The sequence below is a fragment of the Pseudomonas sp. HS6 genome (assembly GCF_023375815.1).
In the GTDB taxonomy this organism is placed as follows: Bacteria; Pseudomonadota; Gammaproteobacteria; order Pseudomonadales; family Pseudomonadaceae; genus Aquipseudomonas.
The window spans coordinates 1,841,080-1,865,250 of record NZ_CP067412.1 but is presented as its reverse complement, the minus strand read 5'-3'; the positions used below and the strand labels follow the sequence as shown (position 1 = coordinate 1,865,250).

Sequence of the window (24,171 nt, the reverse complement as noted above, 5' to 3'; positions counted from 1 at the left end):
GCTTGTGGCTCGTGGACGGACTCTATACTGTATATGCGAACAGTATAAGGTCCATCCCATGCAACTCATCGACAAGCTCAGCATCCTCGCCGACGCCGCCAAGTACGACGCCTCCTGCGCCAGCAGTGGCGCGCCCAAGCGCAGCTCCGAGGGCAAGAGTGGGTTGGGTTCCACCGATGGCATGGGCATCTGCCACAGCTACACGCCGGACGGGCGTTGCGTGTCGCTGCTCAAGGTTCTGCTGACCAATTTTTGTCTCTACGACTGCCAGTACTGCGTCAACCGCCGCTCCAGCGATGTGCCCCGTGCGCGTTTCACGCCCGAGGAAGTGGTGACGCTGACCCTGGATTTCTACCGGCGCAATTGCGTCAGCGGGTTGTTCCTCAGCTCGGGGATCATCCGTTCGGCGGACTACACCATGGAGCAACTGGTGCGTGTTGCGAAGCTATTGCGTGAGGAACATGAATTCCGGGGCTATATCCACCTCAAGACCATTCCCGAAGCCGATCCGGCGCTGATCGAAGAAGCCGGGCGTTATGCCGACCGCTTGAGCGTCAACATCGAATTGCCTACCGATGCCAGTTTGCAGACGCTCGCGCCGGAGAAGCAGATCGGCTCGATCAAACAGGCCATGAACACCATCTACACCGGAGTGCAGACCGTGCTTAACGAACCCCGCGCCCCAAAGTTCGCCCCGGCCGGGCAGAGCACGCAGATGATCGTCGGCGCCGATGACACCGACGACAGCACCATCCTCCACAGTGCCCAGGCGTTGTATGGCAACTTCCGATTGCGCCGGGTGTATTACTCGGCGTTCAGCCCGATTCCCGACAGTCCGAAAAGCGTGCCGCTTGCCGCACCGCCGCTGATGCGTGAGCACCGCTTGTATCAAGCCGACTTTCTACTGCGCAGCTATGGCTACAGCGCCGGTGAGTTGCTTCAAGGGCCGGGCAATCTGGCGCTGGACATCGACCCGAAACTGGCCTGGGCGCTGCAGAATCGCGAGGTGTTTCCGCTGGACCTCAATCGCGCCGAGCCGGCGCTCATCTCACGCATTCCCGGCATCGGCCTGCGCACCACCGAACGTCTGGTGGAGCTGCGGCGGCAGCGGCGCATCCGTTACGAAGACGTAGCCCGCATGCGCTGCGTACTGGCCAAGGCCAAGCCGTTCATCATCACCAGCGATTACCACCCGCAGCAGGCAGAAGTCACCAGCCAGATGCTCTATCAGCAGTTGCGCGACCGGCCGGTGCCACAGCAGATGGGGTTGTGGGGATGATCAATCTCGATTGCGACGACCTGTTGGACACCTGGCGCCAACAGGCTCGCTGGCTGCTCAGCCATGAAATCGATCCGAGTCTTGTGAGCTGGGCATCGGAAGGCGTGAGTGATCTGTTTGCCAGTGACGTGGCAGTGCCGGAAGGACAGGGACCGTTTCAGGCGCGGATACCGCGTGCGTTGCTCGACACGCTGGAGCAAGCGTCACGCTACCGTGGCGATCAGCGTTGGAGTCTGCTGTATGAAGTGCTGTGGCGGGTCAGCCATGGCGATCGCACGGCAATGATGGCCGGCGACAAATTGGGCAGCGAGTTGCAGCGGCGGATCAAGCAGGTGCAGCGCGAAGCCCATCATCTGCATGCGTTCGTGCGTTTCATCGAGCGCCCGTCAGAGCTGCCGGGCCCGCAATACGTGGCGTGGCACGAACCGGCCCATGACATCCTGCACAGCGCCAGCGAACACTTCATCGGGCGCATGGGGCGACATCGTTGGCTGATCGCTACACCGCGCGACGGGGTTTATTACGATGGCGAGCAGTTGATTCATCATCGCCAGTGCCCGGTGGAATGGCAGCAACTGGCGCAGAACGTTGACGATCCCCACGGTGGTTTATGGCTGACCTATTACAGCCACATCTTCAACCCGGCGCGGTTGAACGAGAAAGTCATGCAGGGGCATTTGCCCGCGCGGTTCTGGAAAAATCTACCAGAGGGGGAATTGATCCCCGGATTGATTACCCAGGCGCGCATGGGCAAGCAGCAGAACGGGCAGGCCGGCGGTATCGCCGGGCGCGGCGGCAAGCGTATTGCGTTGAAACAGGTGGAGCATCCGCCGTCCGTTCAGCGAGTCGCCGAAGCCATCAACAAACCAAAACCGGCAAAGGTCACGCCCGAGACTTTCGCCGCCAGCCAGGAACCTTTCGGACTCGACAGCCAACCTTTGGCGGCATTGGCGAGCAGGGCATAGCTGCCGTGCACCAGAATCACCAGCATTGCGTAAGAGGCAACCAGTTTGAAGAACTGCGGGTGGAACGCCTGTGCGGTGTCGATGAACTGCGGAAACACGGCCAGAAAGAAGAAGATGGCTTTGGGATTGAAGAACTGCAGGGACGCGGCTTCCAGAAAACGGTAACTCGGGCGAGAGGGGCGGACGTCTTGCAGGGTCCGGAAACGATCTGAACGCCAGCTCTTGAAACCCAGGTACAACAGATAGGCGGCGCCAGCGTATTTGAGCACGGTAAACGCAGTCGCCGAGGCGCTGAGGATCAGACCGACACTGGTAGCGCTGAGGGCGGCAACCACGAAGGCTCCCGAGGCAATTCCCAAAATCCCCGGCACTGCGCCGGCCCAGCCCAGGCGCGCGGCGTTGGACAGGGTCAGCACCACACCCGGGCCGGGGCTCAAAATAGTCAGGGTGGCGAAGAGTACAAAGAGTCCGTAACTGTGCATATCTGGCTCCGTCGGGGCGCGGGATTGGGCGTGCGGGCAGATTGGCGTGGCGACGAATGTGTGACAAACGCTTTAAATGCAGCGCATACGTGACTAAATTAGACCCATGAACAAATCACTCCCGCCGCTCAATGCGGTTCGTGCTTTTGCGGTCGCCGCCCGTCATCAGAGTTTCACGCTGGCGGCCGAAGAGCTGCACGTGAGTCACAGCGCCGTCAGCCGGCACATCAAATTGCTGGAAGAACACCTGGGTGTGTTGCTGTTCGAAAGGCGCATCCGGCAATCGTTGCTGACACCTGCCGGCCAACGTTTTTATCAGCAGGTCAGCGCCGGTCTGGCGCAGATCGCCGACGCTGCTGCCGAGTTGCGACAGCAGGCAGCACGGCCGACCGTGATCATCAACACCCGACCCTCCTTTGCTCAGTTGTGGCTGACGCCCCGGTTGGATGCCTTCATGGCCGAATATCCGGACATCGACCCACAAGTGATTACCCAGACCCGATCGCCGGATCCGGCGCAGGACAGTTTCGACATCGTCATTCGCCGTGGCCGCGACGATTGGGCATCGACCATCGAATCGCAACCGTTGTTCGAAGATGAATTGCTGATGGTGGCGGCGCCTGCGTTGATCGAGCGGCTACCACTGGCGGACCTTGCCGATCTGGGCCGACATACTTTGCTGACCGTCAAGGCCCGGCGTGAGGACTGGCACCACTGGGCTCTGCGCTTCGGCCAGAATCAGAGTGCCACCCAGGATATTCGCCAGTTCGATTACATGCATCGCGTGCTGGAGGCCGCCGTGGCGGGTGAGGGCATTGCCCTGTGCCCGACCACGTTGCTGGGCACGCATCTGTCGAGCGGTCGTTTGGTCTGCCCGCTGTCCGACTTGCGCATGCCGTTGCCACGTTATTACTACGGCATTGCACCGCAGGCATCAGCTTCGGCTCAGGTGTTTTTGACGTGGCTGCAAAAGCAGACCCCATGAAAAAGCCCCCATCGATCACTCGATGGGGGCTTTTGTGCATCTGGCCGTCAGATCAAACCTTGACGATCCAGCCTGCTGGCGCTTCGACGTCGCCGGTCTGCACGCCAGTCAGCTCTTTGTAGAGCTTCTGGGTGACAGGGCCGACTTCGGTTTCACTGTGGAACACGTGCAGGTGGTCGTTGTAGCTGATGCCGCCGATCGGTGTGATCACCGCAGCGGTGCCGCAGGCGCCGGCTTCCTTGAAGTCTGACAGTTTGTCGATCAGCACGTCGCCTTCGACCACTTCCAGGCCCAGGCGGGACTTGGCCAGTTCGATCAGCGACAGACGGGTGATGCCCGGCAGTACCGACGGCGAGTTCGGGGTCACGAACTTGTTGTCGTGAGTGATCCCGAAGAAGTTGGCCGAACCGACTTCCTCGATCTTGGTGTGGGTTATCGGGTCCAGGTAGATCGCGTCGGCGAAGTTGGCTTTCTTCGCTTTCGAGCCAGGCATCAGACTCGCGGCGTAGTTGCCACCGACCTTGGCAGCGCCGGTGCCTTGTGGGGCGGCGCGGTCGTAGCTGGAGATCTGGAAGTTGTGCGGGGTCAGGCCGCCCTTGAAGTAGGCGCCGACCGGAATGCAGAAGATCGAGAAAATGAACTCGGGTGCGGAACGCACGCCGATGTTGTCACCCACGCCGATCACGAACGGACGCAGGTACAGCGAGCCACCGGTGCCGTAAGGCGGGATGAAGCGTTCGTTGGCACGAACTACTGCTTTACAGGCTTCGATGAATTGTTCGGTGTCGACTTGCGGCATCAGCAGACGCGCGCAACTGCGTTGCATGCGAAGGGCGTTCTGGTCCGGACGGAACAGGTTGATCGAACCGTCCTTGCAACGATAGGCCTTCATGCCTTCGAAGCACTGCTGGCCATAGTGAAGGGCAGTAGAGCCTTCGCTGATGTGCAGCACGTTATCTTCGGTCAGGGTGCCTTTGTCCCACTCGCCGTTGCGAAAGTACGACAGATAGCGTTTATCGGTCTTGATGTAATCAAAACCCAGCTTGTCCCAATTGATGCTTTCGTTACCCATGACACCCTCTATCACTTAACAACCGTCGAAACGGTTCAAGGCTTCTGACGTTTTTTTGGATGGGCACAACAATACTTCATTCTTGAGCGGTTTCGCAGCCCGAAATCTCTGCCTTTGATCGTTCCCACGCTCTGCGTGGAAATGCAGTCCGGGACGCTCTGCGTCCCGACAGCCGAACGCGGAGCGTCCGTAGAGGTATTCCCACGCAGAGCGTGGGAACGATCTGCGACCGATTTTTACAGGTGCAACGCATGCCCGAGAGCACGCAAGGCCGCTTCCTGCACCGCTTCACCCAGGGTCGGGTGCGCGTGGATGGTGCCGCCGATGTCTTCCAGCCGCGCGCCCATTTCCAGGCTTTGCGCGAATGCCGTCGACAACTCCGACACGCCCACCCCCACCGCCTGCCAACCGACAATCACATGATTGTCCCGACGGGCGATCACCCGCACGAAACCGGTTTTCGATTCCAGGGTCATCGCTCGACCATTGGCCGCGAACGGGAAGTTCGACACGATGCAGTCCAGTCCGGCTGCCTTGGCTTCATCCGGCGTCTTGCCGACGACCACCAGTTCCGGGTCGGTGAAGCACACGGCGGCGATGGCGGTCGGGTTGAATTCTCGGGTCTTGCCGCTGATCAGCTCGGCAACCATCTCGCCCTGGGCCATCGCGCGGTGAGCAAGCATCGGTTCGCCGCTCAGGTCGCCGATAGCGTAGACGTTGCGCATGCTGGTCTGGCAGCGGCTGTCGATCTTGATCGCCGAACCGTTCATGTCCAGATTCAGCGCTTCGAGGTTCCAGCCCTGGGTATTGGGTTTGCGACCGACGGCCACCAATACCTGATCGGTTTCCAGGTTGAGGGTGTCGCCGTTCGGATCGCGCACCTGCAACGTCCCGTCGAAGCCCAGCACGCTGTGTTTCAGGTACAACTTCACGCCCAGTTGCTTCAGCGCGTCGTGCACCGGTTGGGTCAGTTCGGCGTCGTAGGCCGGCAGAATGCGATCCTGCGCCTCGACCACGCTGACCTCGGCACCGAGCTTGCGGTAGGCAATGCCCAACTCCAGACCGATGTAACCACCGCCGACCACGATCAGGCGTTTCGGAACCGATTTCGGCGCCAACGCTTCGGTCGATGAAATGATCGGCCCGCCAATCGGCAGGATCGGCAGGTTGACGCTTTTCGAGCCGGTGGCCAGCACCAGGTGTTCGCACTGGATGCGGGTGTCGCCGACGTCCACGGTCTTGCCGTCGATGACCTTGGCCCAGCCGTTGATGACCTGAACCTTGTGCTTCTTCAGCAGCGCGGCGACGCCGGTGGTCAGGCGATCGACGATGCCGTCCTTCCACTCGACGCTTTTAGTGATGTCGAGGGTCGGCGCGGAGACGCTGATGCCCAGTGCCGAATGCTGATTGTGATGTTGAGTCTGATGAAACTGTTCGGCCACATGAATCAGCGCTTTCGATGGAATGCAGCCGATGTTCAGGCAGGTGCCGCCCAGCGATTCGCCCTCGACCAGAATGGTTGAAATGCCCAGTTGCCCGGCGCGAATGGCTGTGACGTAACCGCCAGGGCCGCCGCCGATGATCAGTAGCGTGGTGTTCAGAGTTTGCATGCCATCACTCCACAAACAGGGTCGCGGGTTGTTCGAGCAGGCCACGAATGGCCTGGATGAAGAGCGCCGCGTCCATGCCGTCGACCACGCGGTGATCGAAGGAGCTGGAGAGGTTCATCATCTTGCGGATCACCACCTGGCCTTTGACGACCATCGGGCGTTCGACGATTTTGTTCACACCGACGATCGCCACTTCCGGCAGATTCAGCACGGGGGTACTGACGATGCCGCCGAGGGCGCCGAGGCTGGTCAGGGTGATGGTCGAGCCGGACAGTTCATCGCGGCTGGCCTTGCCATTGCGGGCGGCGTTGGCCAGGCGGGAGATTTCTGCGGCGCTGTCCCACAGGCTACGTGCCTCGGCGTGACGCACCACCGGCACCATCAGGCCGACATCACTTTGAGTGGCGACGCCGACATGCACAGCGCCGAGACGGGTGATGACCTGGGCTTCGTCGTCGTAACGGGCGTTCATCTGCGGGAAGTCGCGCAGGGCGACGACCAGTGCACGTACCAGGAACGGCAGCAAGGTCAGCTTGCCACGGCTGGCGCCGTGTTTTTCGTTCAGGTGTGCACGCAGTTCTTCAATCGCGGTGACGTCGATTTCTTCGACATAACTGAAGTGCGCGGCACGCTGAGTGGCGTCCTGCATGCGCTGGGCAATCTTGCGGCGCATGCCGATCACTTGAATCTGTTCTTCATCATTACGTTGGGCGTAGGCGGCAGATGCCGGTGCCGAAGCGTTCGACTGACCTTGTGCCAGATAGGCGTCGAGGTCTTCGTGCAACACACGACCGGCCGGGCCGGAACCGCGCACCAGACGCAGTTGAATGCCCAGATCCAGCGCATGTTTGCGCACGGCCGGCGAGGCCAGCGGACGCTCATCGGCTTCGCGGGCAACCATCGGGCCTTGGCAAACGGCAGCCGCCGGACGCGGCGCGGCAACAGCAGGTTTGCTTTCAGCGACGGCTTCGACTTTGGGTGCAACAGGTTCTTTCGCAGGAGCAGGAGCCGGTTTATCGGACTCCTTCAGATTGCCCGCGCCTTCCACTTCGATGCTGATCAGAATACTGCCGACCGCCATCACTTCACCCGGCTGACCGCCCAGTGCAATCACTTTGCCGTGGACCGGCGAAGGAATATCCACCATCGCCTTGTCGGTCATCACATCCGCCAGCACCTGGTCTTCAACGACCAGATCGCCAACCTTGACGTGCCACTGCGACAGTTCTACTTCTGCGATGCCTTCGCCGATGTCCGGCATCTTGATAACGTGCGTGCCCATTCAGACCTCCATGACCCGTTTCAGCGCCGCGCCCACTCGGGACGGCCCAGGGAAATACGCCCACTCTTGCGCGTGCGGGTAAGGGGTGTCCCAACCAGTGACGCGTTCGATCGGCGCTTCCAGGTGGTGGAAGCAATGCTCTTGTACCAGCGACACCAGTTCGGCGCCGAAACCGCAGGTGCGGGTGGCTTCGTGAACCACGACGCAGCGGCCGGTTTTCTTCACGGATTTGACGATGGTTTCCAGGTCCAGCGGCCACAGGCTGCGCAGGTCGATGACTTCAGCGTCAACGCCGCTTTCTTCAGCAGCAACTTGCGACACGTAAACGGTGGTGCCATAGGTCAGCACGGTTACGTCCTTGCCCGGACGAGTGATGGCGGCAACGTCCAGCGGCACGGTGTAGTAACCGTCCGGTACTTGCGCGGCCGGGTGTTTCGACCACGGGGTTACCGGGCGATCGTGGTGGCCGTCGAACGGGCCGTTGTACAGGCGTTTTGGCTCGAGGAAGATCACCGGGTCATCGTTTTCGATGGAGGCGATCAGCAGGCCTTTGGCGTCATACGGGTTGGAAGGCATGACGGTGCGCAGGCCGCAGACCTGAGTGAACATCGCCTCGATGCTCTGGCTGTGGGTCTGACCGCCGTAGATGCCACCGCCGCAAGGCATGCGCAGGGTCATCGGGGCGGTGAACTCACCGGCCGAGCGATAACGCAGGCGGGCGGCTTCGGAAATGATCTGGTCAGAGGCTGGATACACGTAGTCGGCGAACTGGATTTCAGCAACCGGACGCAAGCCATAAGCGCCCATGCCCACGGCGACACCGACGATGCCGCTCTCGGAGATCGGCGCGTCGAACACCCGCGAGGTGCCGTACTTGGTCTGCAGGCCTTCGGTGCAACGGAACACGCCGCCGAAGTAGCCGACGTCCTGGCCGAACACCACGACGTTGTCGTCACGCTCAAGCATCACATCCATGGCCGAGCGCAGGGCCTGGATCATGGTCATGGTGGTCGTGGTCATGGCGGTTTCCAACTGAATATTGTTGTTGTGATCGTTCATGTCAGATCCCCAACTGCTGACGCTGGCGCTTCAAGTGCTCCGGCATCTCTTTGTAGACGTCTTCGAACATGGTCGCGGCGCTCGGAATCTGGCCGCCGGCGAGGGTGCCGTACTGTTCGGCCTGTTTCTGTGCGGCGATCACTTCGGCTTCAAGCTCGGCGCTGACGGCGGCGTGCTCTTCTTCAGACCAGTGGCCGACCTTGATCAGGTGCTGTTTCAGGCGGGCAATCGGGTCGCCCAGCGGGAAGTGGCTCCAGTCGTCGGCAGGGCGGTATTTGGACGGATCGTCGGAGGTCGAGTGCGGGCCCGCGCGATAGGTGACCCATTCGATCATGGTCGGGCCGAGGTTGCGGCGAGCGCGTTCTGCAGCCCAGGCGGAGGCGGCGTAGACCGCGTAGAAATCGTTGCCGTCAACCCGCAGCGAGGCGATGCCGCAACCGACGCCGCGTCCGGCGAAGGTGGTGGCTTCACCGCCGGCAATGGCCTGGAAGGTCGAGATCGCCCACTGGTTGTTGACCACATTGAGAATCACTGGCGCACGGTAAACGTGAGCGAAGGTGAGGGCAGTGTGGAAGTCCGATTCGGCGGTGGCGCCGTCACCGATCCAGGCCGAGGCGATTTTGGTGTCGCCCTTGATCGCCGAGGCCATGCCCCAGCCCACGCCTTGAATGAACTGGGTGGCGAGGTTGCCGGAAATGGTGAAGAAACCGGCGTCCTTGACCGAGTACATGATCGGCAGCTGACGCCCCTTGAGCGGATCGCGCTCGTTGGACAGCAACTGGCAGATCAGGTCGACCAGCGGTACGTCGCGGGCCATCAGGATGCTTTGCTGGCGGTAGGTCGGGAAGCACATGTCGTCGATGTTCAAGGCCAGGGCCTGGGCGCTGCCGATGGCTTCTTCGCCAAGGCTTTGCATGTAGAACGACATTTTTTTCTGACGCTGGGCGACCACCATGCGGTTGTCGTAGATCCGGGTCTTGAGCATGGCACGCATGCCTTTGCGCAGGATCTCGACCGGCACGTTTTCGGCCCATGGGCCGAGGGCGTTGCCCTGATCGTCGAGCACGCGGATCAGGCCACGGGCCAGATCGGCAGTGTCGGCGGGTTCAACGTCGATGGAAGGTTTGCGCACCGTGCCGGCATCGGTCAGATGCAGGTAGGAGAAATCGGTTTTGCAGCCTGGGCGGCCCGAGGGTTCAGGGACGTGCAGACGCAGCGGTTCATACGCTTGGGTCATGGCTTCTACGCTCGATCTTGTGAATTTCTTGTAGTGAGCTGGCAGTCATTCTTCGATAAAAGAAATCTTGTCCTACAACAATCATAGGCCCGGGCAAGAAGAATATTTCTCTCTGTTTCGTTGCGCTGGAGATCATTTGCAGATAGAAATTCTGCATAAACATAAAAAGCAGGTGGTTTTGTCTCATGCGCAAACTGGACCGTACCGACATCGGCATTCTCAACAGCCTTCAAGAGAACGCACGCATCACCAACGCCGACCTGGCCCGTTCGGTCAATCTCTCGCCGACGCCTTGCTTCAACCGGGTCAAGGCGATGGAAGAACTGGGGTTGATCCGCGAACAAGTGACCCTGCTGGATGCCGATCTGCTGGGGCTGCATGTGAACGTGTTCATTCACGTCAGCCTTGAGAAGCAGGTAGAAGAGGCCTTGCAGCATTTCGAAGAAGCGATTTCCGACCGCCCGGAAGTCATGGAGTGCTACCTGATGGCCGGCGACCCGGACTATCTGATCCGGGTGCTGGTGCCGACCATTCAGTCGCTTGAGCGCTTCATGATGGATTTTCTGACCAAGGTGCCGGGGGTGGCCAACATTCGGTCAAGCTTTGCGCTCAAGCAGGTGCGTTATAAAACGGCGTTGCCGTTGCCGGCGAACGGTTTGACGCTGGGGAACTGAGTGTTTCGTGCTGGCTTAAATGTACTCATATCGATAGCCCAGTTCTTCTGTGGAGAGTGCCTGTTCAACCCCAAAGGTCTGCGCCCAGGGAGCGGGTTCGTTCTCAGGGTGAAAGACCAGCGTCGAGGCAGCCAATTCACCCACGTATCGACCCTCGGCTGAGAAAAATGCAACGTTTGGATGCTGGAGCCTCCAGCGTTCCCATAGCAAATCCAGATAGCAATGATGCAGGAAGAATATCGGATCGTTCGGTGAAGAGGATTCCCCCATGTTGCCTCCTACCCATGAATGTACCGGGTTGTGCAACTGATTCTCTGAGAAGCTGCCCCAACCTTCAGGTTCCATCCAGTTGGAGCCGCGGTTGAGGGCAGAAATGACCGCTTCAGGCGACGGCAAGGCTCCATTGGCACCGAGATTGCGACGCAAGCCGGCCCCGCCGATTCCTTCGTCCCATACGGAAACAATGAATTGCGACTGGTTGTTGGAAAAGGGCCCGGTTGTTACGAGCTGGTTCTGGGTGTTGTCACCATTACCGCCCATGAAGTGCGAGGTGAACGGGTTGTCGGCTCCGCCGAGTTGCCAGTTCCAATAGGGCAGTGTGATGCGAGGGTCGTCGACAGCGGCCTGCAGCGCCAGTTCGAACTGGCGGATCAGTACTCGGTGCCACGGATAAAACAGGGGGCTCTGATGCGGGTTGGGCACGAGCGGATTGCCACGCCCCATCGAATTCTTGTGTATCTGGACAAAGTCATCGTAGCGGCTTTGTTGCCCGGGGCGCAGCACGCTGTTGACGTTGTTTTTGAGTCTCAGCACCGCCTCGACAAAAGCGGATTTCTGTTGCGGCGACATATCTCGGTGGTTACGGCGAATATCCATATTGCGCACACTCCATTGATTGATTGCCCAATGAAGTCTGCCCGTTTGCTGGAAATACGCCAGTTCACCACCGTCGACGCGTTACGTGGGAAAAGCTCCCGTGATCACGACTTGCGAAGCTATTTCTCATAGCGAGTTAATCGGAATCTTCAGGTAGGTCACACCATTGGCTTCCGCCGGTGGCAGATTCCCCGCCCGCACATTCACCTGAATCGCTGGCAGCAGCAGCGTCGGCATTCCAAGTCCTGCATCACGCCGGGTACGCATCTCGACAAATGCGGCTTCGTCGACGCCGTCATGCACATGGATATTGTTTTTACGCTGTTCGCCAACGGTGGTCTGGCACTGTGAGGCGCGACCTGCGGGTGGGTAGTCGTGGCAGACGTAGAGCTTCACGCTGGCGGGGAAGGCCAGCAATTTGTGGATCGAATTGAACAGTTGATGCGCGTTGCCACCGGGGAAGTCGCAACGGGCGGTGCCGACGTCGGGCATGAACAGCGTATCTCCGACCAGGATCTGCTCGCCGTCGATCAGGTAGGCCATGTCCGCCGGGGTGTGGCCGGGGACGTGCAGGGCGGTGGCCTTGAGGTTGCCGATCCGGAACGACTCGTTTGGCGCGAACAGGTGATCGAACTGCGAGCCGTCGACGCGAAATTCCGGCTCGAGGTTGAACAGCGCCTTGAACACGTTCTGCACTTTGCTGATTGATTCGCCAATGGCGATTTTTCCGCCCAGTTCGCGGCGCAGATAGGGCGCGGCAGACAGGTGATCGGCGTGGGCATGGGTTTCCAGCAGCCATTGCACTTGCAGATTGTGGGCGTGTACGAAGGCAATGATCTTGTCGGCCTGAGCCGTGCAGGTGCGACCGGCAGCGCCGTCGTAATCAAGCACCGGATCGACGATTGCGCACTGCCCGCCATCGGCCTCGTAGACCACATAACTGTAGGTCGAAGAGGCGGGGTCGAGGAAAGCTTCAATCAGCGCGGGCATGGACGCGGTCCTGTGCAGGAAGGTGAAAAGTCAGGTTGCAACACTTTATGTAAACACATAATGTCCGCAGCTTAAGTGACGTTGAAGGCATCCTGCAAATGCAATCCAGTCTGACCGAATGTGAAGTCGCCCAGCTGAGGGCCTCGGCCTCCAAGGCCTGCTCGCTGCTAAAGGCGTTGGCCAACGAGGATCGGCTGTTGATCCTCTGCCAGTTGACCCAGGGCGAACGCAACGTCGGCGAGCTGGAGAAAATGACCGGCGTGCGCCAGCCGACCCTGTCCCAGCAATTGGGCATCCTGCGCGATGAAGGGCTGGTCGCGACCCGTCGTGAAGGCAAGTACATTTTCTACGGCCTCGCCAGTCATGAAGTCATCCAGGTGATGAAAACCCTGTCCGGACTCTACTGCGGAGCCGTGCTCAAAAGCTGGGCGCAATAGACCCGGCTATCCTTGCGTGCAGCAATAAGGAACAAGCAATGAACGATCAACACTGGGGCCCATCCATCAGTGCGGACATCGTGGTCATCGGCGGCGGCACCGCCGGTATCGGCTTTGTCGCGAGCCTGCTCAAGCGCGATCCCGGCCTGAAAATCACGGTGATCGAGCCGAGCACTCTGCATTACTACCAGCCGGCGTGGACCCTGGTCGGCGGTGGCGCCTACGACGCCAAAGACACCGCCCGACCGATGAACAAGGTCATGCCGCGTCAGGCCACCTGGATTCAGGCGGCTGTGACCGGCATTGACCCTGACCAGCGCCGTCTCACCCTCAACGATCAACGCACCGTCACCTATCAGAACCTGATCGTCTGCCCCGGCCTGCGCCTGGCGTGGGAGAAGATCGAAGGCCTGCAGGAAAGCCTCGGTCAGCACGGTGTCACCTCCAACTACAGCTATCAGCACGCGCAATACACCTGGGATCAGGTGCAGAAACTGCGCGGCGGCAAGGCGTTGTTCACCCAGCCACCGATCCCGATCAAGTGTGCCGGCGCGCCGCAGAAGGCGCTGTACCTGTCCTGCGATCACTGGCTCAAGCGCGCTGTTCTGAAAAACATCGAAGTGGAATTCAACCTTGCCGGCGCGGCGTTGTTCGGCGTGGCGACCTTCGTGCCGCCGCTGATGAAATACATCGAAAAATACAACGCACGGCTGGCGTTCAATTCCAATCTGGTGAAGGTCGACGGCCCGGAGAAAACCGCCTGGTTCGAGGTCAAGGACGCGGACGGCAACGTTACCCGGCAGGCGAAAACCTTCGATCTGCTACACGTGGTACCGCCGCAGGTTTCGCCGGACTTCATCGCGCAGAGTCCGTTGGCTGACGTCGCCGGCTGGTGCGAGGTCAACCCGCAGACGCTGCAACATCCGCGTTATCCCGAAGTGTTCGCCCTGGGCGACATCTGCGGCACCTCCAATGCGAAAACCGCAGCGGCAGTGCGCAAGCAGGTCGTGGTGGTGGCGGAAAACCTGCTGGCATTGCGCAAGGAACTGGCGCTGCCATTGAAGTACGACGGCTACGGTTCCTGCCCGCTGACGGTGGAGAAGGGCAAAGTGATCCTCGCCGAATTCGGCTATGGCGGTAAGTTGCTGCCGACCTTCCCCCTCGACCCGACCGTGCCGCGCCGTTCCGCATGGTGGCTGAAGGCGACGCTGCTGCCGTGGTTCTACTGGAACGGCATGCTCAAGGGCCGCGAATGGCTCACGAGCCTGTCCAAAGTCGACTGAGAACACTCTATGTTGCTGGCAAGTCTGTTTGGCGTGGTGATGGGGTTGATCCTCGGTCTGACCGGGGCCGGTGGCGGGATTCTCGCGGTGCCGGCGCTGGTGCTCGGGCTGGGCTGGACGATGACGCAAGCGGCGCCGGTGGCGTTGTTCGCCGTCGGCAGCGCGGCGGCGGTCGGTGCCATCGATGGTTTGCGTCATGGTTTGGTGCGATATCGTGCGGCGTTGTTGATCGCGGCGCTCGGCGCGGTGTTTTCGCCGGTGGGCATCTACTTCGCCCATCAGTTGCCGGAAAAGATCCTGATGATCCTGTTCAGCCTGCTGATGGTAATGGTGGCGTGGCGCATGCTGCGCCGTGAACGCCAGGAAACGGGCCCCAGCGATCATGGCCACGCCAGTTGGGGGCAGAAGAACTGCATGCTCAATGAACAGACCGGACGTTTCGACTGGACTGCCAAATGCACCGCGACCCTCGCGGCACTGGGCGCGGTCACCGGCGTGGTGTCCGGGTTGCTGGGGGTTGGCGGCGGGTTCCTGATCGTGCCGGCGTTCAAGCAACTGACCGATGTGCAGATGCGCGGCATTGTCGCCACGTCCTTGATGGTCATCAGCCTGATTTCCGCCATTGGTGTGATCGGCGCGTTTCATGCCGGGGTGCGGATCGATCATCTGGGGGCGGCGTTCATCGTGGCCAGCATCGTCGGCATGGTCATTGGTCGCAAACTCTGCGCGCGCGTGCCGGCGAGGACATTGCAGGTAGGGTTTGCCAGCGTGTGTCTGGTGGTCGCGGCTTACATGCTGCTGCGGGCCTGAGTCGTTGCAGTGAAAAAATCGCAGCTTTTGGCTGCGATTTTTTTGTCACTGGTCGTACGCCGCCTCGGTGTTGTCGATCAGCGGGTTTTTCTCGGTCAGGACGATCTGGGCAATCTGATCCTTGCGCATGAATGTCACCTTCGGATGGGATTGCGCATAACGGATAAAGCGCTCCATCGCCTCGACCATCGCCGGCGTGCCGCCGATGCGGTCATGCAGACTCACCGACATCATCCGCCGCTTGCTCGCGCCTTCGGCGTAGAGGCGATCGAATTCCAGTACCAGTTGCTGATAGAACTGCTCGGCGGAGAAGTGCCGGCCCTCGACCAGCACGATGTCGTTGTTGCGCAGGGTGTAGGGCACTACGGCGAATTTGCGTCCACGAACCATGGTCACGAAGGGCTCGTCACGGCTGACATCGTCGATGTGATAGGTGAAATTCAGATCCTGCAGCACCTTCAACGTATTGGGACTGCGCCGCAGCCAGTTGGCGTTGTAGCCGACCGAGCGCTGGCCGGTGATTTTCTCCACCGCTGCGACGCCGTCACCGATGAACTGTTTTTCCTGGGCGTAGTTCATGTTGTACGAATCGGCCCAGCGCATGCCGTGGGCCGCCAGTTCATGGCCGCGCTCGGCGATGGCTTTGGCCAGTTCCGGGTGCTTGAGCGCCGCTTCGCCGACCACGTGGGAGGTGACCTTGATGCCGGTTCGATCCCACAGATCGAGCATCCGCCACAGACCTTCCTTGTAGCCGTAATCGAACCAGGTCTGCGCCGGCAGATCCGGATAACCTTTTGGCAACGGCGTACCGGAGAACGGACTTTCAGCGCCCTCGGGCTGGCCGCCGGTTTCGAATTGCATCGACACCGAGATCACCAGTTGCGAGCCATCCGGCCATGGCCGTTCCTGGGCGAAGGCGAGGGCGGGCAGCAACAGGGCGGCTGCCAGCAGGTCTTTCAGCAGACGCGGGGAGCGTTGCCAGCGGGGCGTGGTCATAACGGGCACCTTGCAGGTTGAGAAGTGCGGCAAGGTTGGCATTCGCTGCGCTTGGGAAAAATCCGTTGCGGGCGAGATGACTTTTAAACAATTTTTACGAATCCACCACTGACTTGTGGGAGCAAGCGCCCGCAGGCATATGGGTTTGGCCGCAGTTTTGCGGCACACTCAAGCCATCACCGTACAAGGCCAATAAATGAACCAATACGCCCCGCGCGACTGGCAGCCTCACGAGAAGCCCAGTCTGCCCGGTTCCCCCTCGACGCCGCTGCACTCCAATCCCAAGCGCCTGGCCTATGCGCTGGTGGGGTTGCTGGTGGCGTTGACCGGCGGGTTGGGCAATTCGCTGGTGGTCGCCAACCTGCCTTACCTGCAAGGCGCGATCGGCGCGACCACCGCCGAAATGGCCTGGCTGCCGGCAGCGTATGTGATGACCAACGTATCGATGAACCTGTTGCTGGTGAAATTTCGCCAGCAGTTCGGGTTGCGGGCGTTCACCGAGGTATTCCTGGTTTTGTATGCGCTGGTGACGTTCGGCCACTTGTTCGTTAACGACCTGAACTCGGCGATTGCAGTGCGTGCCGCTCACGGCATGGTTGGCGCGGCGTTGAGTTCGCTGGGCCTGTATTACATGGTGCAGGCGTTCCCGGCCAAATGGCGGATGAAGGCTTTGGTGCTGGGGCTTGGCACGTCGCAACTGGCGTTGCCGCTGGCGCGATTGTTTTCCGAAGACTTGCTTCAAATCGCCGAATGGCGCGGCCTGTACCTGTTCGAATTGGGCATGGCGCTGCTGTCGCTGGGCTGCGTACTGATGCTCAAGTTGCCGCCGGGTGACCGCTTCAAGACTTTCGAGCCCCTCGATTTCCTCACCTTTGCGATCCTGGCCAGCGGCGTGGCTTTGCTGTGCGCGGTGTTGTCCCTGGGGCGGATCGACTGGTGGCTGGAAGCCGACTGGATTGGCATCGCCCTGGCCGCATCGATTGCCTTGATCCTCGCGGGACTGGCCATCGAACACAACCGCAGCAACCCGATGTTGATGACCCGCTGGCTCGGCAGCGGGGTGATGATCCGTCTGGCGCTGGCGGTGATCCTGATTCGCATGGTGACGTCGGAGCAGTCCACCGGCGCTGTCGGTTTCATGCAAAACCTGAACATGAGCAGCCAGCAATTGCACAGCCTCTACGTGGTGATGCTGATCGGCAGTGTCGCCGGGCTGCTCACCAGCGCGTTGACCATCGACCCGAAACACCTGCTGATGCCGCTGATCGTTTCGCTGGCGTTGATGGCCACCGGTTCGATCATCGACAGCACGTCGAACAACCTGACCCGCCCCGAAAACCTGTATTTCAGCCAGTTCCTGCTGGCGTTCGGGAGCACCTTTTTCCTCGGCCCGACCATGGTCCTCGGCACCCGCAACGTGCTGACCAACCCACGCAATCTGGTGAGCTTTTCCGTGTTGTTCGGGATCTGCAACAACCTCGGCGGCCTGATCGGCGCGGCGTTGCTGGGGACGTTCCAGATCGTGCGCGAGAAATTTCATTCCAGCCACATCGTTGAGCAACTGGTGCTGTCCGATCCGTTGGTGGCCGCCCGGGTGCAGAGCGGCGGGTCGGCGGTCGGCTCGTTGCTGGCCGACCCTAGCCTGCGCAACCTGCAAGGCATTCGCAGTCTGGCCAACGCCGCCACCCGCGAAGCCAACGTATTGGCCTATAACGATGTGTTCATGCTGATTGCGGTGATCGCGATCCTGACCATGATCTGGATTTCCCTCCGTGCGCTGTGGCTGATCAGCACCACCAAAGCCGTCGCCCCGACACCTTCCGTACCTTCCAGCGGTGCCACTTCTTCATGACCGAACCGACCACCACGACCACCAATGCCATCGCCGCCACTCCCGAGGGTGAGGCGCCGCCGTCATCCCCGAACACTGAACCGCGCTCGTTGCGGGTGCGGATCATCTCGTCGCTGGGCTTTGCCGCGATTGCCATCGTCGGCGTGCTGATTGTGCTCTACGCGTGGCAGTTGCCGCCGTTCAGCAGCGCGGTCGAGACCACTGAGAACGCCCTGGTGCGCGGGCAGGTGACGATCATTGGCCCGCAGCTCAGTGGTTATGTGTTTGAAGTGCCGGTGCAGGACTTCCAGTTTGTGAAGGAGGGCGATTTGCTGGTGCGCCTCGATGACCGGATTTATCAGCAGCGTCTCGATCAGTCGCTGGCGCAACTGGCGGTGCAGAAAGCTTCGCTGGCCAACGTCGTGCAGCAACGCAACAGCGCCGAGGCGACGATCAAGCTGCGGCAGGCGGTAGTAGCGGACAGCGAAGCGCAGTTACGCAAAAGCGAGGCTGACCTGCGACGCAACACGGCGTTGGTCAATGACGGTTCTGTCTCTAAGCGCGAGATGGACGTGGCGCTGGCGGCCAACGCCCAGAGCATCGCATCGGTGGCCCAGGCCAAGGCCAACCTGGAAATCGCCCGCCAGGATCTGCAAACGGTGATCGTCAATCGCGGTTCGCTGGAAGCGGCGGTAGCGAGCGCCGAGGCGGCGGTGCAACTGGCGCGGATCGATCTGTCCAACACCCGGATCATCGCCCCGCGCGACGGCCAACTCGGGCAGATCGGCGTGCGCCTGGGCGCCTACGTCAATTCCGGGGCGCAGTTGATGGCGCTGGTGCCGGACCAGAAGTGGGTGATCGCCAACATGAAAGAAACCCAGATGGACAACGTGCGGGTCGGGCAACCGGTGCGCTTCACCGTCGATGGCCTGAATCACCGCAAGTTCACTGGCCATGTGCAGCACATCTCGCCAGGCACCGGATCGGAATTCGCCTTATTGCAGGCCGACAACGCCACTGGCAACTTCGTCAAAATTGCCCAGCGGGTACCGGTGCGCATCACCATCGATCCGGACCAACAGGAAATCGAGCGCTTGCGGCCGGGGATGTCGGTGGTGGTCAGCATCGATACGGCGAAGGGTGATACCCAGAAGCACTGACGTCAGGCGGCAATCATCGGGGGCAGGGTGCCGAGCACGGAAACGGCCGCCACGGCGCCGATCCCCAGCAGCCATTCGAGCATCACGCTGCGCTTGAGGGTGTCGATCCGCTGTTCGCAATCGCTGATCCGCAAGCGGTTGAACAGCGCCAGTGCCAGCATGCCGAACACCAGCAGTGCCTTGATCAACAGGATCAGGGCAAACCCCGAAAACAGCGGCGTCGGCCACCATTGGCCAGTGAGCACGCGCACGTTAATCAGGCCCGTGATCAACAGCCCTGCGACCAACACATAGCCCAGCCCGCTGAACCTTTGCAGGACGTCACGCACCGCTTCACCGGACTGGCGCAGGATCATCACCAGCATCAGCAACCCACCGAGCCAAGCGCCGACGCAGGTCAGATGAACGACCTGATTGAGGATCAGCATCTGGCCGCTGAAGCCGTCGAGCATTGCCCCGTGACCGACCGGGGCGAGGGTCATCAGCAATAACGCGCTCAGGCCCAGCCGCAATGGCCGGTTCGATCGCCACGGGGTAAACAGCAACGCCAGCAACAGGGCATTGATCAGCAGATGCCAGCGCCAGACCTGACCGAAAAACGTATGGCCCAGCACCAGCTCGACGGTGGCCGGATCGAACGCCGCAGCGGCCGAGCCGGCCATGCTCGCGGTGATCAGCAACGCCCAGACAACGCCGCTGACCAGCGCAATCGCCACCAGCCAACGGGCCAGCCGCGCCAGGTGCCGATCCAGCGCCGGCGCTTCACCCTTGAGCAGCAGCGGCCGGAACAGCCAGGCCCCGAACAGCATCAACACCACGATGAAATGCAGGAACCGGCACAACACCAGCGCTTCACTCATGAATTACTGGCCAACCTTGAACTGATAGGCGCCTTCGCTCTTGTGCGTGTCGACCGACACCGCATGCCATTCAACCTTGTACTCGCCAGCGGTCAACGGTGCTTCGGGGGTAACGATCAGGGTTTTCTTGTCGCCTTCGGTGGTCAGCGGCTTGACCTTCACCGGTGCGCCGTCGTGGGTCACGATGACTTTGGTGAAGCTGGCTTCGACGCCTTCGGAAAATACCAGGCGCAGATCCGCCGGCGCCGCGACGGTGCTGTCGGCGGCCGGGGTCTGGCTTTTCAGATGCGCGTGGGCAAACGCCTGGGAAGTAACGACCAGCGAGGCAAGCAGCGCGCCGGCGGTGAACAGGTTTTTCAGCTTCATGGGCAATCCCTTTTCAGTGAGTGACGGCGGACAGTATAGGGTGTGCCGTGCACGTTGCCTTGAGGTGAGACAAGGAGGCGGGTGGCGATCCTAAACCAGAAAAATGTCCGGGTGTGTGAAGAATCGTTCTCGGCTGTCGCCCCTTACACAGAGCGGATGCTAGTCTTCAACAACGTTGTCTTCAGGGAGCCCTCATGGGCAATCACAAGATCGAAATCCGCCGCAGCAATGTCGAAAAAATCCTGCTGGCGGCGGAAAAGGTGTTCGCCGAAAAAGGCTTCGGTGGCACCGCCATGGCCGACATCGCCGCCGAAGTGCAATTGCCGCGTTCCAACCTGCATTACTACTTCTCGACCAAGAGCGAGCTGTACAGCGCGGTGCTGTTCGACCTGCTGGAAGTGTGGAAGCAGGACGCGTTGTGCTTCGAGATGTTCGATGATCCGCGCGTGGTGCTCAGCAGCTATATCCGCGCCAAGATGAATCATTCGCGCAGCCGGCCTTACGGTTCGAAAGTCTGGGCCAACGAAATCATTCACGGTGCGCCGACCTTGGGCGAGGCGCTGGATGTCAGCCTGTATGACTGGGCGAAGATGAAAGAGGCGAAGATCCGGCAGTGGGTGGAGGACAAGCGGATTTTGCCGGTGGAGCCTTCGAGTTTGTTGTACATGATCTGGGCGTCGACTCAGCACTATGCCGACTTTGATCATCAGGTGAATATTTTGAATGAGCATCAGCCGCTGTCGGACATGCAGTTCGAGCGGGCGGTGCAGACGGTGACTAGCGTGATTTTGCGGGGGATTGGGTTGGAGCCTTGAAAGTCAAAAGCAGGCCCTCACCCCAGCCCTCTCCCGGGGGGAGAGGGAGCCGACCGAGGTGTCATTCGCTATACGTCGACCTGAGCTATCGAGTCGATTATGGATTCAAAGCGTAGGCCTAGCTGTTTCGGTTATGGATTCAAAGCGTAGTTCCATCCTTTTCGGTTATGGATTCAACGCAAAACCTTCACGTCGGTGCAGTTCGTCAATATCCCCCAATCAGTCCCCTCTCCCTCGGGGAGAGGGTTAGGCGGGCGGCGTTCCGATGAGGGGACTTCTGGATCAGCAGGCAATCTAGACAGCAACGTGATACGGATTCCTCGGATCATGATTCCAGTCCAGAAACGGCTTCCCTGTCTCCATCGGCACCATCTCGATGCAGTCAGCCACCGGACAAGTGATCTGGCACAGATTGCACCCCACACACTCATCATCGATCACTTCATAGATGTGCGTGCCATCGGCCTGTTTCAGGCTGCTGATCGCCTGGTGTGACGTGTCCTCGCAGGCAATGTGGCAACGCCCGCAACCGATACACGCCTCCTGGTCGATCTTCGCGATCACCTGATAGTTGATGTCCAGGTACTTCCAGTCGGTCGTATTGCCCACCGCACGCCCGGAAAACTCGGCGATGCTGGCGTAACCCTGACTGTCCATCCACCGCGACAAGCCGTCCTTCATTTCCTCGACAATCCGGAACCCATGCAGCATCGCCGCCGTGCACACCTGCACCGCGCCGCTGCCCAGTGCGATGAACTCCGCTGCATCGCGCCAACTGCCGATGCCGCCGATGCCGCAGATCGGCAGGCCCTGGGTCTGCGGGTCGCGGGCGATTTCCGCGACCATGTTCAGCGCGATCGGTTTGACCGCCGAGCCGCAATAACCGCCGTGAGTGCTTTTGCTGCCGACGGTGGGCAGGGCGACCATGTGTTCAAGGTCAACGCTGGTGATCGAATTGATGGTGTTGATCAGCGACACTGCATCGGCGCCGCCCCGGTGCGCGGCGCGGGCGGCGACACGGATGTCGGTGATGTTCGGTGTGAGTTTGACGATCACCGGCAGCGAGCAATAGGTCTTGCACCAGCGCGTGACCTGCTCGACGTACTCCGGCACCTGACCGACCGCCGCGCCCATGCCGCGTTCAGGCATGCCGTGGGGGCAACCGAAGTTCAGCTCGATGCCGTCGGCGCCGGTGGCTTCCACCAGCGGCAGGATGTGTTTCCACGACTCTTCGACGCACGGCACCATCAGCGACACGATCAGCGCGCGGTCCGGCCAGTCCTTTTTCACCTGAGTGATTTCCTGCAGGTTGATCTCCAGCGAGCGGTCGGTGATCAGTTCGATGTTGTTGATGCCCAGCACTTCGCGGTTGGCGCCGTAGTGCGCCGAATAACGCGACGACACGTTGACCGCCGCCGGGTCTTCACCCAGGGTCTTCCAGACCACGCCGCCCCAACCGGCCTCGAAGGCGCGCACCACGTTATAGGCTTTGTCGGTCGGCGGCGCGGAGGCCAGCCAGAACGGGTTGGGGGCTTTGATACCGGCGAAGACAATCGAGAGATCGGCCATTTACGCAGCCTCCACGTTGAGCATCAGTTGAGCGTTGATCGCCTCGGCGGCGCGCTTGCCGTGTTGCACCGCTTGCACGGTCAGGTCCTGATCGAGGCTGGTGCAGTCGCCGCCGGCATACACGCCGGGGATGCTGGTGCGCAGGTTTTCATCGACTTGGATGCGTTCACCCTGACGCTTCAGCTCGCGGGCCAGCGGGTCGGCGAGGGCACGGCCGTCGAAGGCCTGCCCAATGGCTTTGAAGATCGCATCGGCAGCGAGCTCGAACGTCTCGCCCGTGGTTTGCAGGCGACCCTCCACCAGATGCGTACGGGCGAAGCGCATACCGCGCACTTTGCCTTGAGCATCGAGCAGCACTTCGTCCGGTTGCGCCCAGGTCAGCAGTCGCACTTGGTTGGCCTTGGCGATGTCCTGTTCATGGCCGGTGGCGCCCATGTCTGCCGCGCCACGGCGATAGACCAGATTGACGTCGCGCGCACCGAGGCGGGCCATTTGCACGGCCATGTCGATGGCGGTGTTGCCGGCACCGAGGACGATGCAGTGTTCGGCCAGCGGCAGTTGCGACAGGTCATCGGCCTGGCGCAGTTCGCGGATGTAGTCGGTGGCGGCGAGCAGGCCGGGCGCGTCTTCGTGGGCCAGGCCGAGTTGCTTGCTGGCGTTGAGGCCGAGGCCGAGGAACACCGCGTCGAACTGCTGATGCAGTTCGCTCAGGGTCAGATTCTCGCCGAGTTTCTGCCCGTGGCGGATTTCGATGCCGCCGATTTGCAGGAGGAAATCCAGTTCTTTCTGGGCGTAGTCGTCGACCAGTTTGTACTTGGCAATCCCGTATTCGTTGAGCCCGCCAGCCTTTTCCCGCGCTTCGAAAATCACCACGTCATGCCCGTGCATGGCGCTGCGATGGGCGCAGGACAAACCTGCCGGGCCGGCGCCGACCACGGCGATGCGTTTGCCCGTAGCAGCGGCGCGTTGGAACGGGTGCTCGCTGAAGTGCGCGTTGTCCACGGCGTAGCGTTGCAGCAGGCCGATCAGCACCGGCGCGCACTCGTGGGCGTTGTTGCGCACGCAGGCTTGCTGGCAGAGGATTTCGGTCGGACAGACCCGCGCGCAACTGCCGCCGAGGATGTTCGCCGAGAGGATTTTCTGCGCCGCACCGGGCACGTTGTCCTGATGGATATTGCGGATGAACGACGGGATGTCGATCTCGCTGGGGCACGCATTCACGCACGGCGCGTCGTAGCAATACAGGCAACGCGAAGCTTCCAGATGCGCCTGACGGTCATTGAGTGGTGGCGCCAGATCGGTGAAATGGCCGGCGAGGGCGGCCGCACTTTCGTGCGGGTGCGGGAGATGGTTCAGGGTCTCGATCACGGTTTTTTGCCTCACGGTTATTTGAGGTTTTCTGCCTCTGTCGGGCAGTGGTTTTGTGTTGCCTGAACTGGCCTCATCGCGGGCAAGCCCGCTCCCACAGGAGTTTATGAACGCCCTGGATTCCTGTGGGAACTGGCTTGCCAGCGATGAGGCCGAAGGCCGCTT

Annotated in this window: 22 protein-coding genes and 1 pseudogene; 10 read left to right on the top strand and 13 right to left on the bottom strand. The window is 60.9% G+C overall.

All coding sequences use genetic code 11. The features are described from left to right. Positions 1-58 precede the first annotated feature (58 nt). Both JJN09_RS08525 and JJN09_RS08520 read left to right on the top strand, forming a co-directional pair. Positions 59-1,279: a putative DNA modification/repair radical SAM protein gene (locus JJN09_RS08525; protein ID WP_249486768.1), complete on the top strand. Its 1,221-nt coding sequence runs from the start codon at positions 59-61 to the stop codon at positions 1,277-1,279. Then, positions 1,276-2,088 (top strand): annotated as a pseudogene (locus JJN09_RS08520) (TIGR03915 family putative DNA repair protein); the annotation flags it as partial. The gene JJN09_RS08525 and the pseudogene JJN09_RS08520, both read left to right, overlap by 4 nt. A 29-nt stretch (positions 2,089-2,117) precedes the next feature. Here the strand turns inward: JJN09_RS08520 and JJN09_RS08515 are convergent. Beyond that, entirely contained in the window at positions 2,118-2,726 is a 609-nt protein-coding gene (locus tag JJN09_RS08515) for a LysE family translocator (protein ID WP_249486766.1), read from the bottom strand. A gap of 106 nt (positions 2,727-2,832) precedes the next feature. Between JJN09_RS08515 and JJN09_RS08510 the strand changes: the two genes are divergently transcribed. Then, positions 2,833-3,711, top strand: coding sequence for a LysR substrate-binding domain-containing protein (locus tag JJN09_RS08510; RefSeq protein WP_249486764.1), 879 nt, complete (start codon positions 2,833-2,835; stop codon positions 3,709-3,711). Between the two features lie 52 nt (positions 3,712-3,763). On the opposite strand, the gene JJN09_RS08505 is transcribed toward JJN09_RS08510, so the two are convergent. From JJN09_RS08505 to JJN09_RS08485, 5 genes are all read right to left on the bottom strand, one after another. Next, positions 3,764-4,783, bottom strand: a complete 1,020-nt coding sequence (locus JJN09_RS08505) for a branched-chain amino acid aminotransferase (RefSeq protein WP_249486762.1) — start codon at positions 4,781-4,783, stop codon at positions 3,764-3,766. A 236-nt stretch (positions 4,784-5,019) separates the two neighbouring features. After that, complete coding sequence (lpdA, locus tag JJN09_RS08500) at positions 5,020-6,393, bottom strand: dihydrolipoyl dehydrogenase (protein ID WP_249486760.1); 1,374 nt, start codon at positions 6,391-6,393, stop codon at positions 5,020-5,022. 4 nt (positions 6,394-6,397) lie between these two features. Continuing rightward, positions 6,398-7,675, bottom strand: coding sequence for a dihydrolipoamide acetyltransferase family protein (locus tag JJN09_RS08495; RefSeq protein WP_249486758.1), 1,278 nt, complete (start codon positions 7,673-7,675; stop codon positions 6,398-6,400). Continuing rightward, positions 7,676-8,734, bottom strand: coding sequence for an alpha-ketoacid dehydrogenase subunit beta (locus JJN09_RS08490; RefSeq protein ID WP_007952909.1), 1,059 nt, complete (start codon positions 8,732-8,734; stop codon positions 7,676-7,678). Between the two features lies 1 nt (position 8,735). Beyond that, positions 8,736-9,971: a 3-methyl-2-oxobutanoate dehydrogenase (2-methylpropanoyl-transferring) subunit alpha gene (locus tag JJN09_RS08485; RefSeq protein WP_007952906.1), complete on the bottom strand. Its 1,236-nt coding sequence runs from the start codon at positions 9,969-9,971 to the stop codon at positions 8,736-8,738. Positions 9,972-10,156: 185 nt separating this feature from the next. On the opposite strand from JJN09_RS08485, the gene bkdR reads away from it, so the two are divergent. Further along, a complete protein-coding gene (gene bkdR, locus JJN09_RS08480) occupies positions 10,157-10,645 on the top strand; it encodes a Bkd operon transcriptional regulator BkdR (protein ID WP_007915088.1) in 489 nt (162 codons plus the stop codon). Between the two features lie 15 nt (positions 10,646-10,660). Here the strand turns inward: bkdR and JJN09_RS08475 are convergent, their stop codons facing one another. After that, the gene (locus JJN09_RS08475) at positions 10,661-11,521 is read right to left on the bottom strand and encodes a tyrosinase family protein (protein WP_249486755.1); all 861 of its coding nucleotides are present in this window, start codon (positions 11,519-11,521) and stop codon (positions 10,661-10,663) included. A 126-nt stretch (positions 11,522-11,647) separates the two neighbouring features. After that, complete coding sequence (locus JJN09_RS08470; RefSeq protein WP_249486753.1) at positions 11,648-12,511, bottom strand: MBL fold metallo-hydrolase; 864 nt, start codon at positions 12,509-12,511, stop codon at positions 11,648-11,650. A 98-nt stretch (positions 12,512-12,609) separates the two neighbouring features. Here JJN09_RS08470 and JJN09_RS08465 point away from each other — a divergent pair, with 98 nt between their 5' ends. Genes JJN09_RS08465 through JJN09_RS08455 form a run of 3 tightly spaced genes read left to right on the top strand, consistent with a single transcriptional unit; the run spans position 12,610 to position 15,041 of the window. Continuing rightward, the gene (locus JJN09_RS08465) at positions 12,610-12,948 is read left to right on the top strand and encodes a helix-turn-helix transcriptional regulator (protein ID WP_007952897.1); all 339 of its coding nucleotides are present in this window, start codon (positions 12,610-12,612) and stop codon (positions 12,946-12,948) included. A gap of 38 nt (positions 12,949-12,986) precedes the next feature. Next, positions 12,987-14,231 (top strand): FAD/NAD(P)-binding oxidoreductase, encoded by a 1,245-nt coding sequence (locus JJN09_RS08460; RefSeq protein ID WP_249486750.1) that lies wholly within the window; start codon positions 12,987-12,989, stop codon positions 14,229-14,231. A gap of 9 nt (positions 14,232-14,240) precedes the next feature. Further along, positions 14,241-15,041: a sulfite exporter TauE/SafE family protein gene (locus JJN09_RS08455; protein WP_249486748.1), complete on the top strand. Its 801-nt coding sequence runs from the start codon at positions 14,241-14,243 to the stop codon at positions 15,039-15,041. Between the two features lie 45 nt (positions 15,042-15,086). Here JJN09_RS08455 and JJN09_RS08450 read toward each other — a convergent pair whose 3' ends face one another. Further along, a complete protein-coding gene (locus JJN09_RS08450; RefSeq protein ID WP_249486746.1) occupies positions 15,087-16,037 on the bottom strand; it encodes a polysaccharide deacetylase family protein in 951 nt (316 codons plus the stop codon). Positions 16,038-16,233: 196 nt separating this feature from the next. Between JJN09_RS08450 and JJN09_RS08445 the strand changes: the two genes are divergently transcribed. Continuing rightward, positions 16,234-17,889 (top strand): MFS transporter, encoded by a 1,656-nt coding sequence (locus JJN09_RS08445; protein WP_249486745.1) that lies wholly within the window; start codon positions 16,234-16,236, stop codon positions 17,887-17,889. Next, positions 17,886-19,028, top strand: coding sequence for an HlyD family secretion protein (locus JJN09_RS08440; protein WP_249486743.1), 1,143 nt, complete (start codon positions 17,886-17,888; stop codon positions 19,026-19,028). The genes JJN09_RS08445 and JJN09_RS08440 overlap by 4 nt, the downstream gene beginning before the upstream one ends. Before the next feature lie 2 nt (positions 19,029-19,030). Here the strand turns inward: JJN09_RS08440 and copD are convergent, their stop codons facing one another. Then, entirely contained in the window at positions 19,031-19,888 is an 858-nt protein-coding gene (gene copD, locus JJN09_RS08435) for a copper homeostasis membrane protein CopD (RefSeq protein WP_249486741.1), read from the bottom strand. 3 nt (positions 19,889-19,891) lie between these two features. Beyond that, positions 19,892-20,254: a copper homeostasis periplasmic binding protein CopC gene (gene copC, locus JJN09_RS08430; protein WP_096822546.1), complete on the bottom strand. Its 363-nt coding sequence runs from the start codon at positions 20,252-20,254 to the stop codon at positions 19,892-19,894. A gap of 194 nt (positions 20,255-20,448) precedes the next feature. Here copC and JJN09_RS08425 point away from each other — a divergent pair, with 194 nt between their 5' ends. Next, a complete protein-coding gene (locus tag JJN09_RS08425; RefSeq protein ID WP_038365564.1) occupies positions 20,449-21,069 on the top strand; it encodes a TetR/AcrR family transcriptional regulator in 621 nt (206 codons plus the stop codon). Between the two features lie 294 nt (positions 21,070-21,363). Here the strand turns inward: JJN09_RS08425 and preA are convergent, their stop codons facing one another. Further along, complete coding sequence (gene preA / locus JJN09_RS08420) at positions 21,364-22,638, bottom strand: NAD-dependent dihydropyrimidine dehydrogenase subunit PreA (protein WP_249486739.1); 1,275 nt, start codon at positions 22,636-22,638, stop codon at positions 21,364-21,366. Further along, on the bottom strand, positions 22,639-24,006 hold the full coding sequence (locus tag JJN09_RS08415) for an NAD(P)-dependent oxidoreductase (protein WP_249486738.1): 1,368 nt from the start codon (positions 24,004-24,006) through the stop codon (positions 22,639-22,641). It abuts the gene before it with no gap. Positions 24,007-24,171 lie beyond the last annotated feature (165 nt).

Excerpts from the sequence above, each read along its gene's own strand:
- JJN09_RS08525 (WP_249486768.1), top strand. The coding sequence starts at position 59 with ATGCAACTCATCGACAAGCTCAGCATCCTCGCCGACGCCGCCAAGTAC.
- JJN09_RS08515 (WP_249486766.1), bottom strand. The coding sequence starts at position 2,726 with ATGCACAGTTACGGACTCTTTGTACTCTTCGCCACCCTGACTATTTTG.
- JJN09_RS08510 (WP_249486764.1), top strand. The coding sequence starts at position 2,833 with ATGAACAAATCACTCCCGCCGCTCAATGCGGTTCGTGCTTTTGCGGTC.
- JJN09_RS08505 (WP_249486762.1), bottom strand. The coding sequence starts at position 4,783 with ATGGGTAACGAAAGCATCAATTGGGACAAGCTGGGTTTTGATTACATC.
- lpdA (WP_249486760.1), bottom strand. The coding sequence starts at position 6,393 with ATGCAAACTCTGAACACCACGCTACTGATCATCGGCGGCGGCCCTGGC.
- JJN09_RS08495 (WP_249486758.1), bottom strand. The coding sequence starts at position 7,675 with ATGGGCACGCACGTTATCAAGATGCCGGACATCGGCGAAGGCATCGCA.
- JJN09_RS08490 (WP_007952909.1), bottom strand. The coding sequence starts at position 8,734 with ATGAACGATCACAACAACAATATTCAGTTGGAAACCGCCATGACCACG.
- JJN09_RS08485 (WP_007952906.1), bottom strand. The coding sequence starts at position 9,971 with ATGACCCAAGCGTATGAACCGCTGCGTCTGCACGTCCCTGAACCCTCG.
- bkdR (WP_007915088.1), top strand. The coding sequence starts at position 10,157 with ATGCGCAAACTGGACCGTACCGACATCGGCATTCTCAACAGCCTTCAA.
- JJN09_RS08475 (WP_249486755.1), bottom strand. The coding sequence starts at position 11,521 with ATGGATATTCGCCGTAACCACCGAGATATGTCGCCGCAACAGAAATCC.
- JJN09_RS08470 (WP_249486753.1), bottom strand. The coding sequence starts at position 12,511 with ATGCCCGCGCTGATTGAAGCTTTCCTCGACCCCGCCTCTTCGACCTAC.
- JJN09_RS08465 (WP_007952897.1), top strand. The coding sequence starts at position 12,610 with ATGCAATCCAGTCTGACCGAATGTGAAGTCGCCCAGCTGAGGGCCTCG.
- JJN09_RS08460 (WP_249486750.1), top strand. The coding sequence starts at position 12,987 with ATGAACGATCAACACTGGGGCCCATCCATCAGTGCGGACATCGTGGTC.
- JJN09_RS08455 (WP_249486748.1), top strand. The coding sequence starts at position 14,241 with ATGTTGCTGGCAAGTCTGTTTGGCGTGGTGATGGGGTTGATCCTCGGT.
- JJN09_RS08450 (WP_249486746.1), bottom strand. The coding sequence starts at position 16,037 with ATGACCACGCCCCGCTGGCAACGCTCCCCGCGTCTGCTGAAAGACCTG.
- JJN09_RS08445 (WP_249486745.1), top strand. The coding sequence starts at position 16,234 with ATGAACCAATACGCCCCGCGCGACTGGCAGCCTCACGAGAAGCCCAGT.
- JJN09_RS08440 (WP_249486743.1), top strand. The coding sequence starts at position 17,886 with ATGACCGAACCGACCACCACGACCACCAATGCCATCGCCGCCACTCCC.
- copD (WP_249486741.1), bottom strand. The coding sequence starts at position 19,888 with ATGAGTGAAGCGCTGGTGTTGTGCCGGTTCCTGCATTTCATCGTGGTG.
- copC (WP_096822546.1), bottom strand. The coding sequence starts at position 20,254 with ATGAAGCTGAAAAACCTGTTCACCGCCGGCGCGCTGCTTGCCTCGCTG.
- JJN09_RS08425 (WP_038365564.1), top strand. The coding sequence starts at position 20,449 with ATGGGCAATCACAAGATCGAAATCCGCCGCAGCAATGTCGAAAAAATC.
- preA (WP_249486739.1), bottom strand. The coding sequence starts at position 22,638 with ATGGCCGATCTCTCGATTGTCTTCGCCGGTATCAAAGCCCCCAACCCG.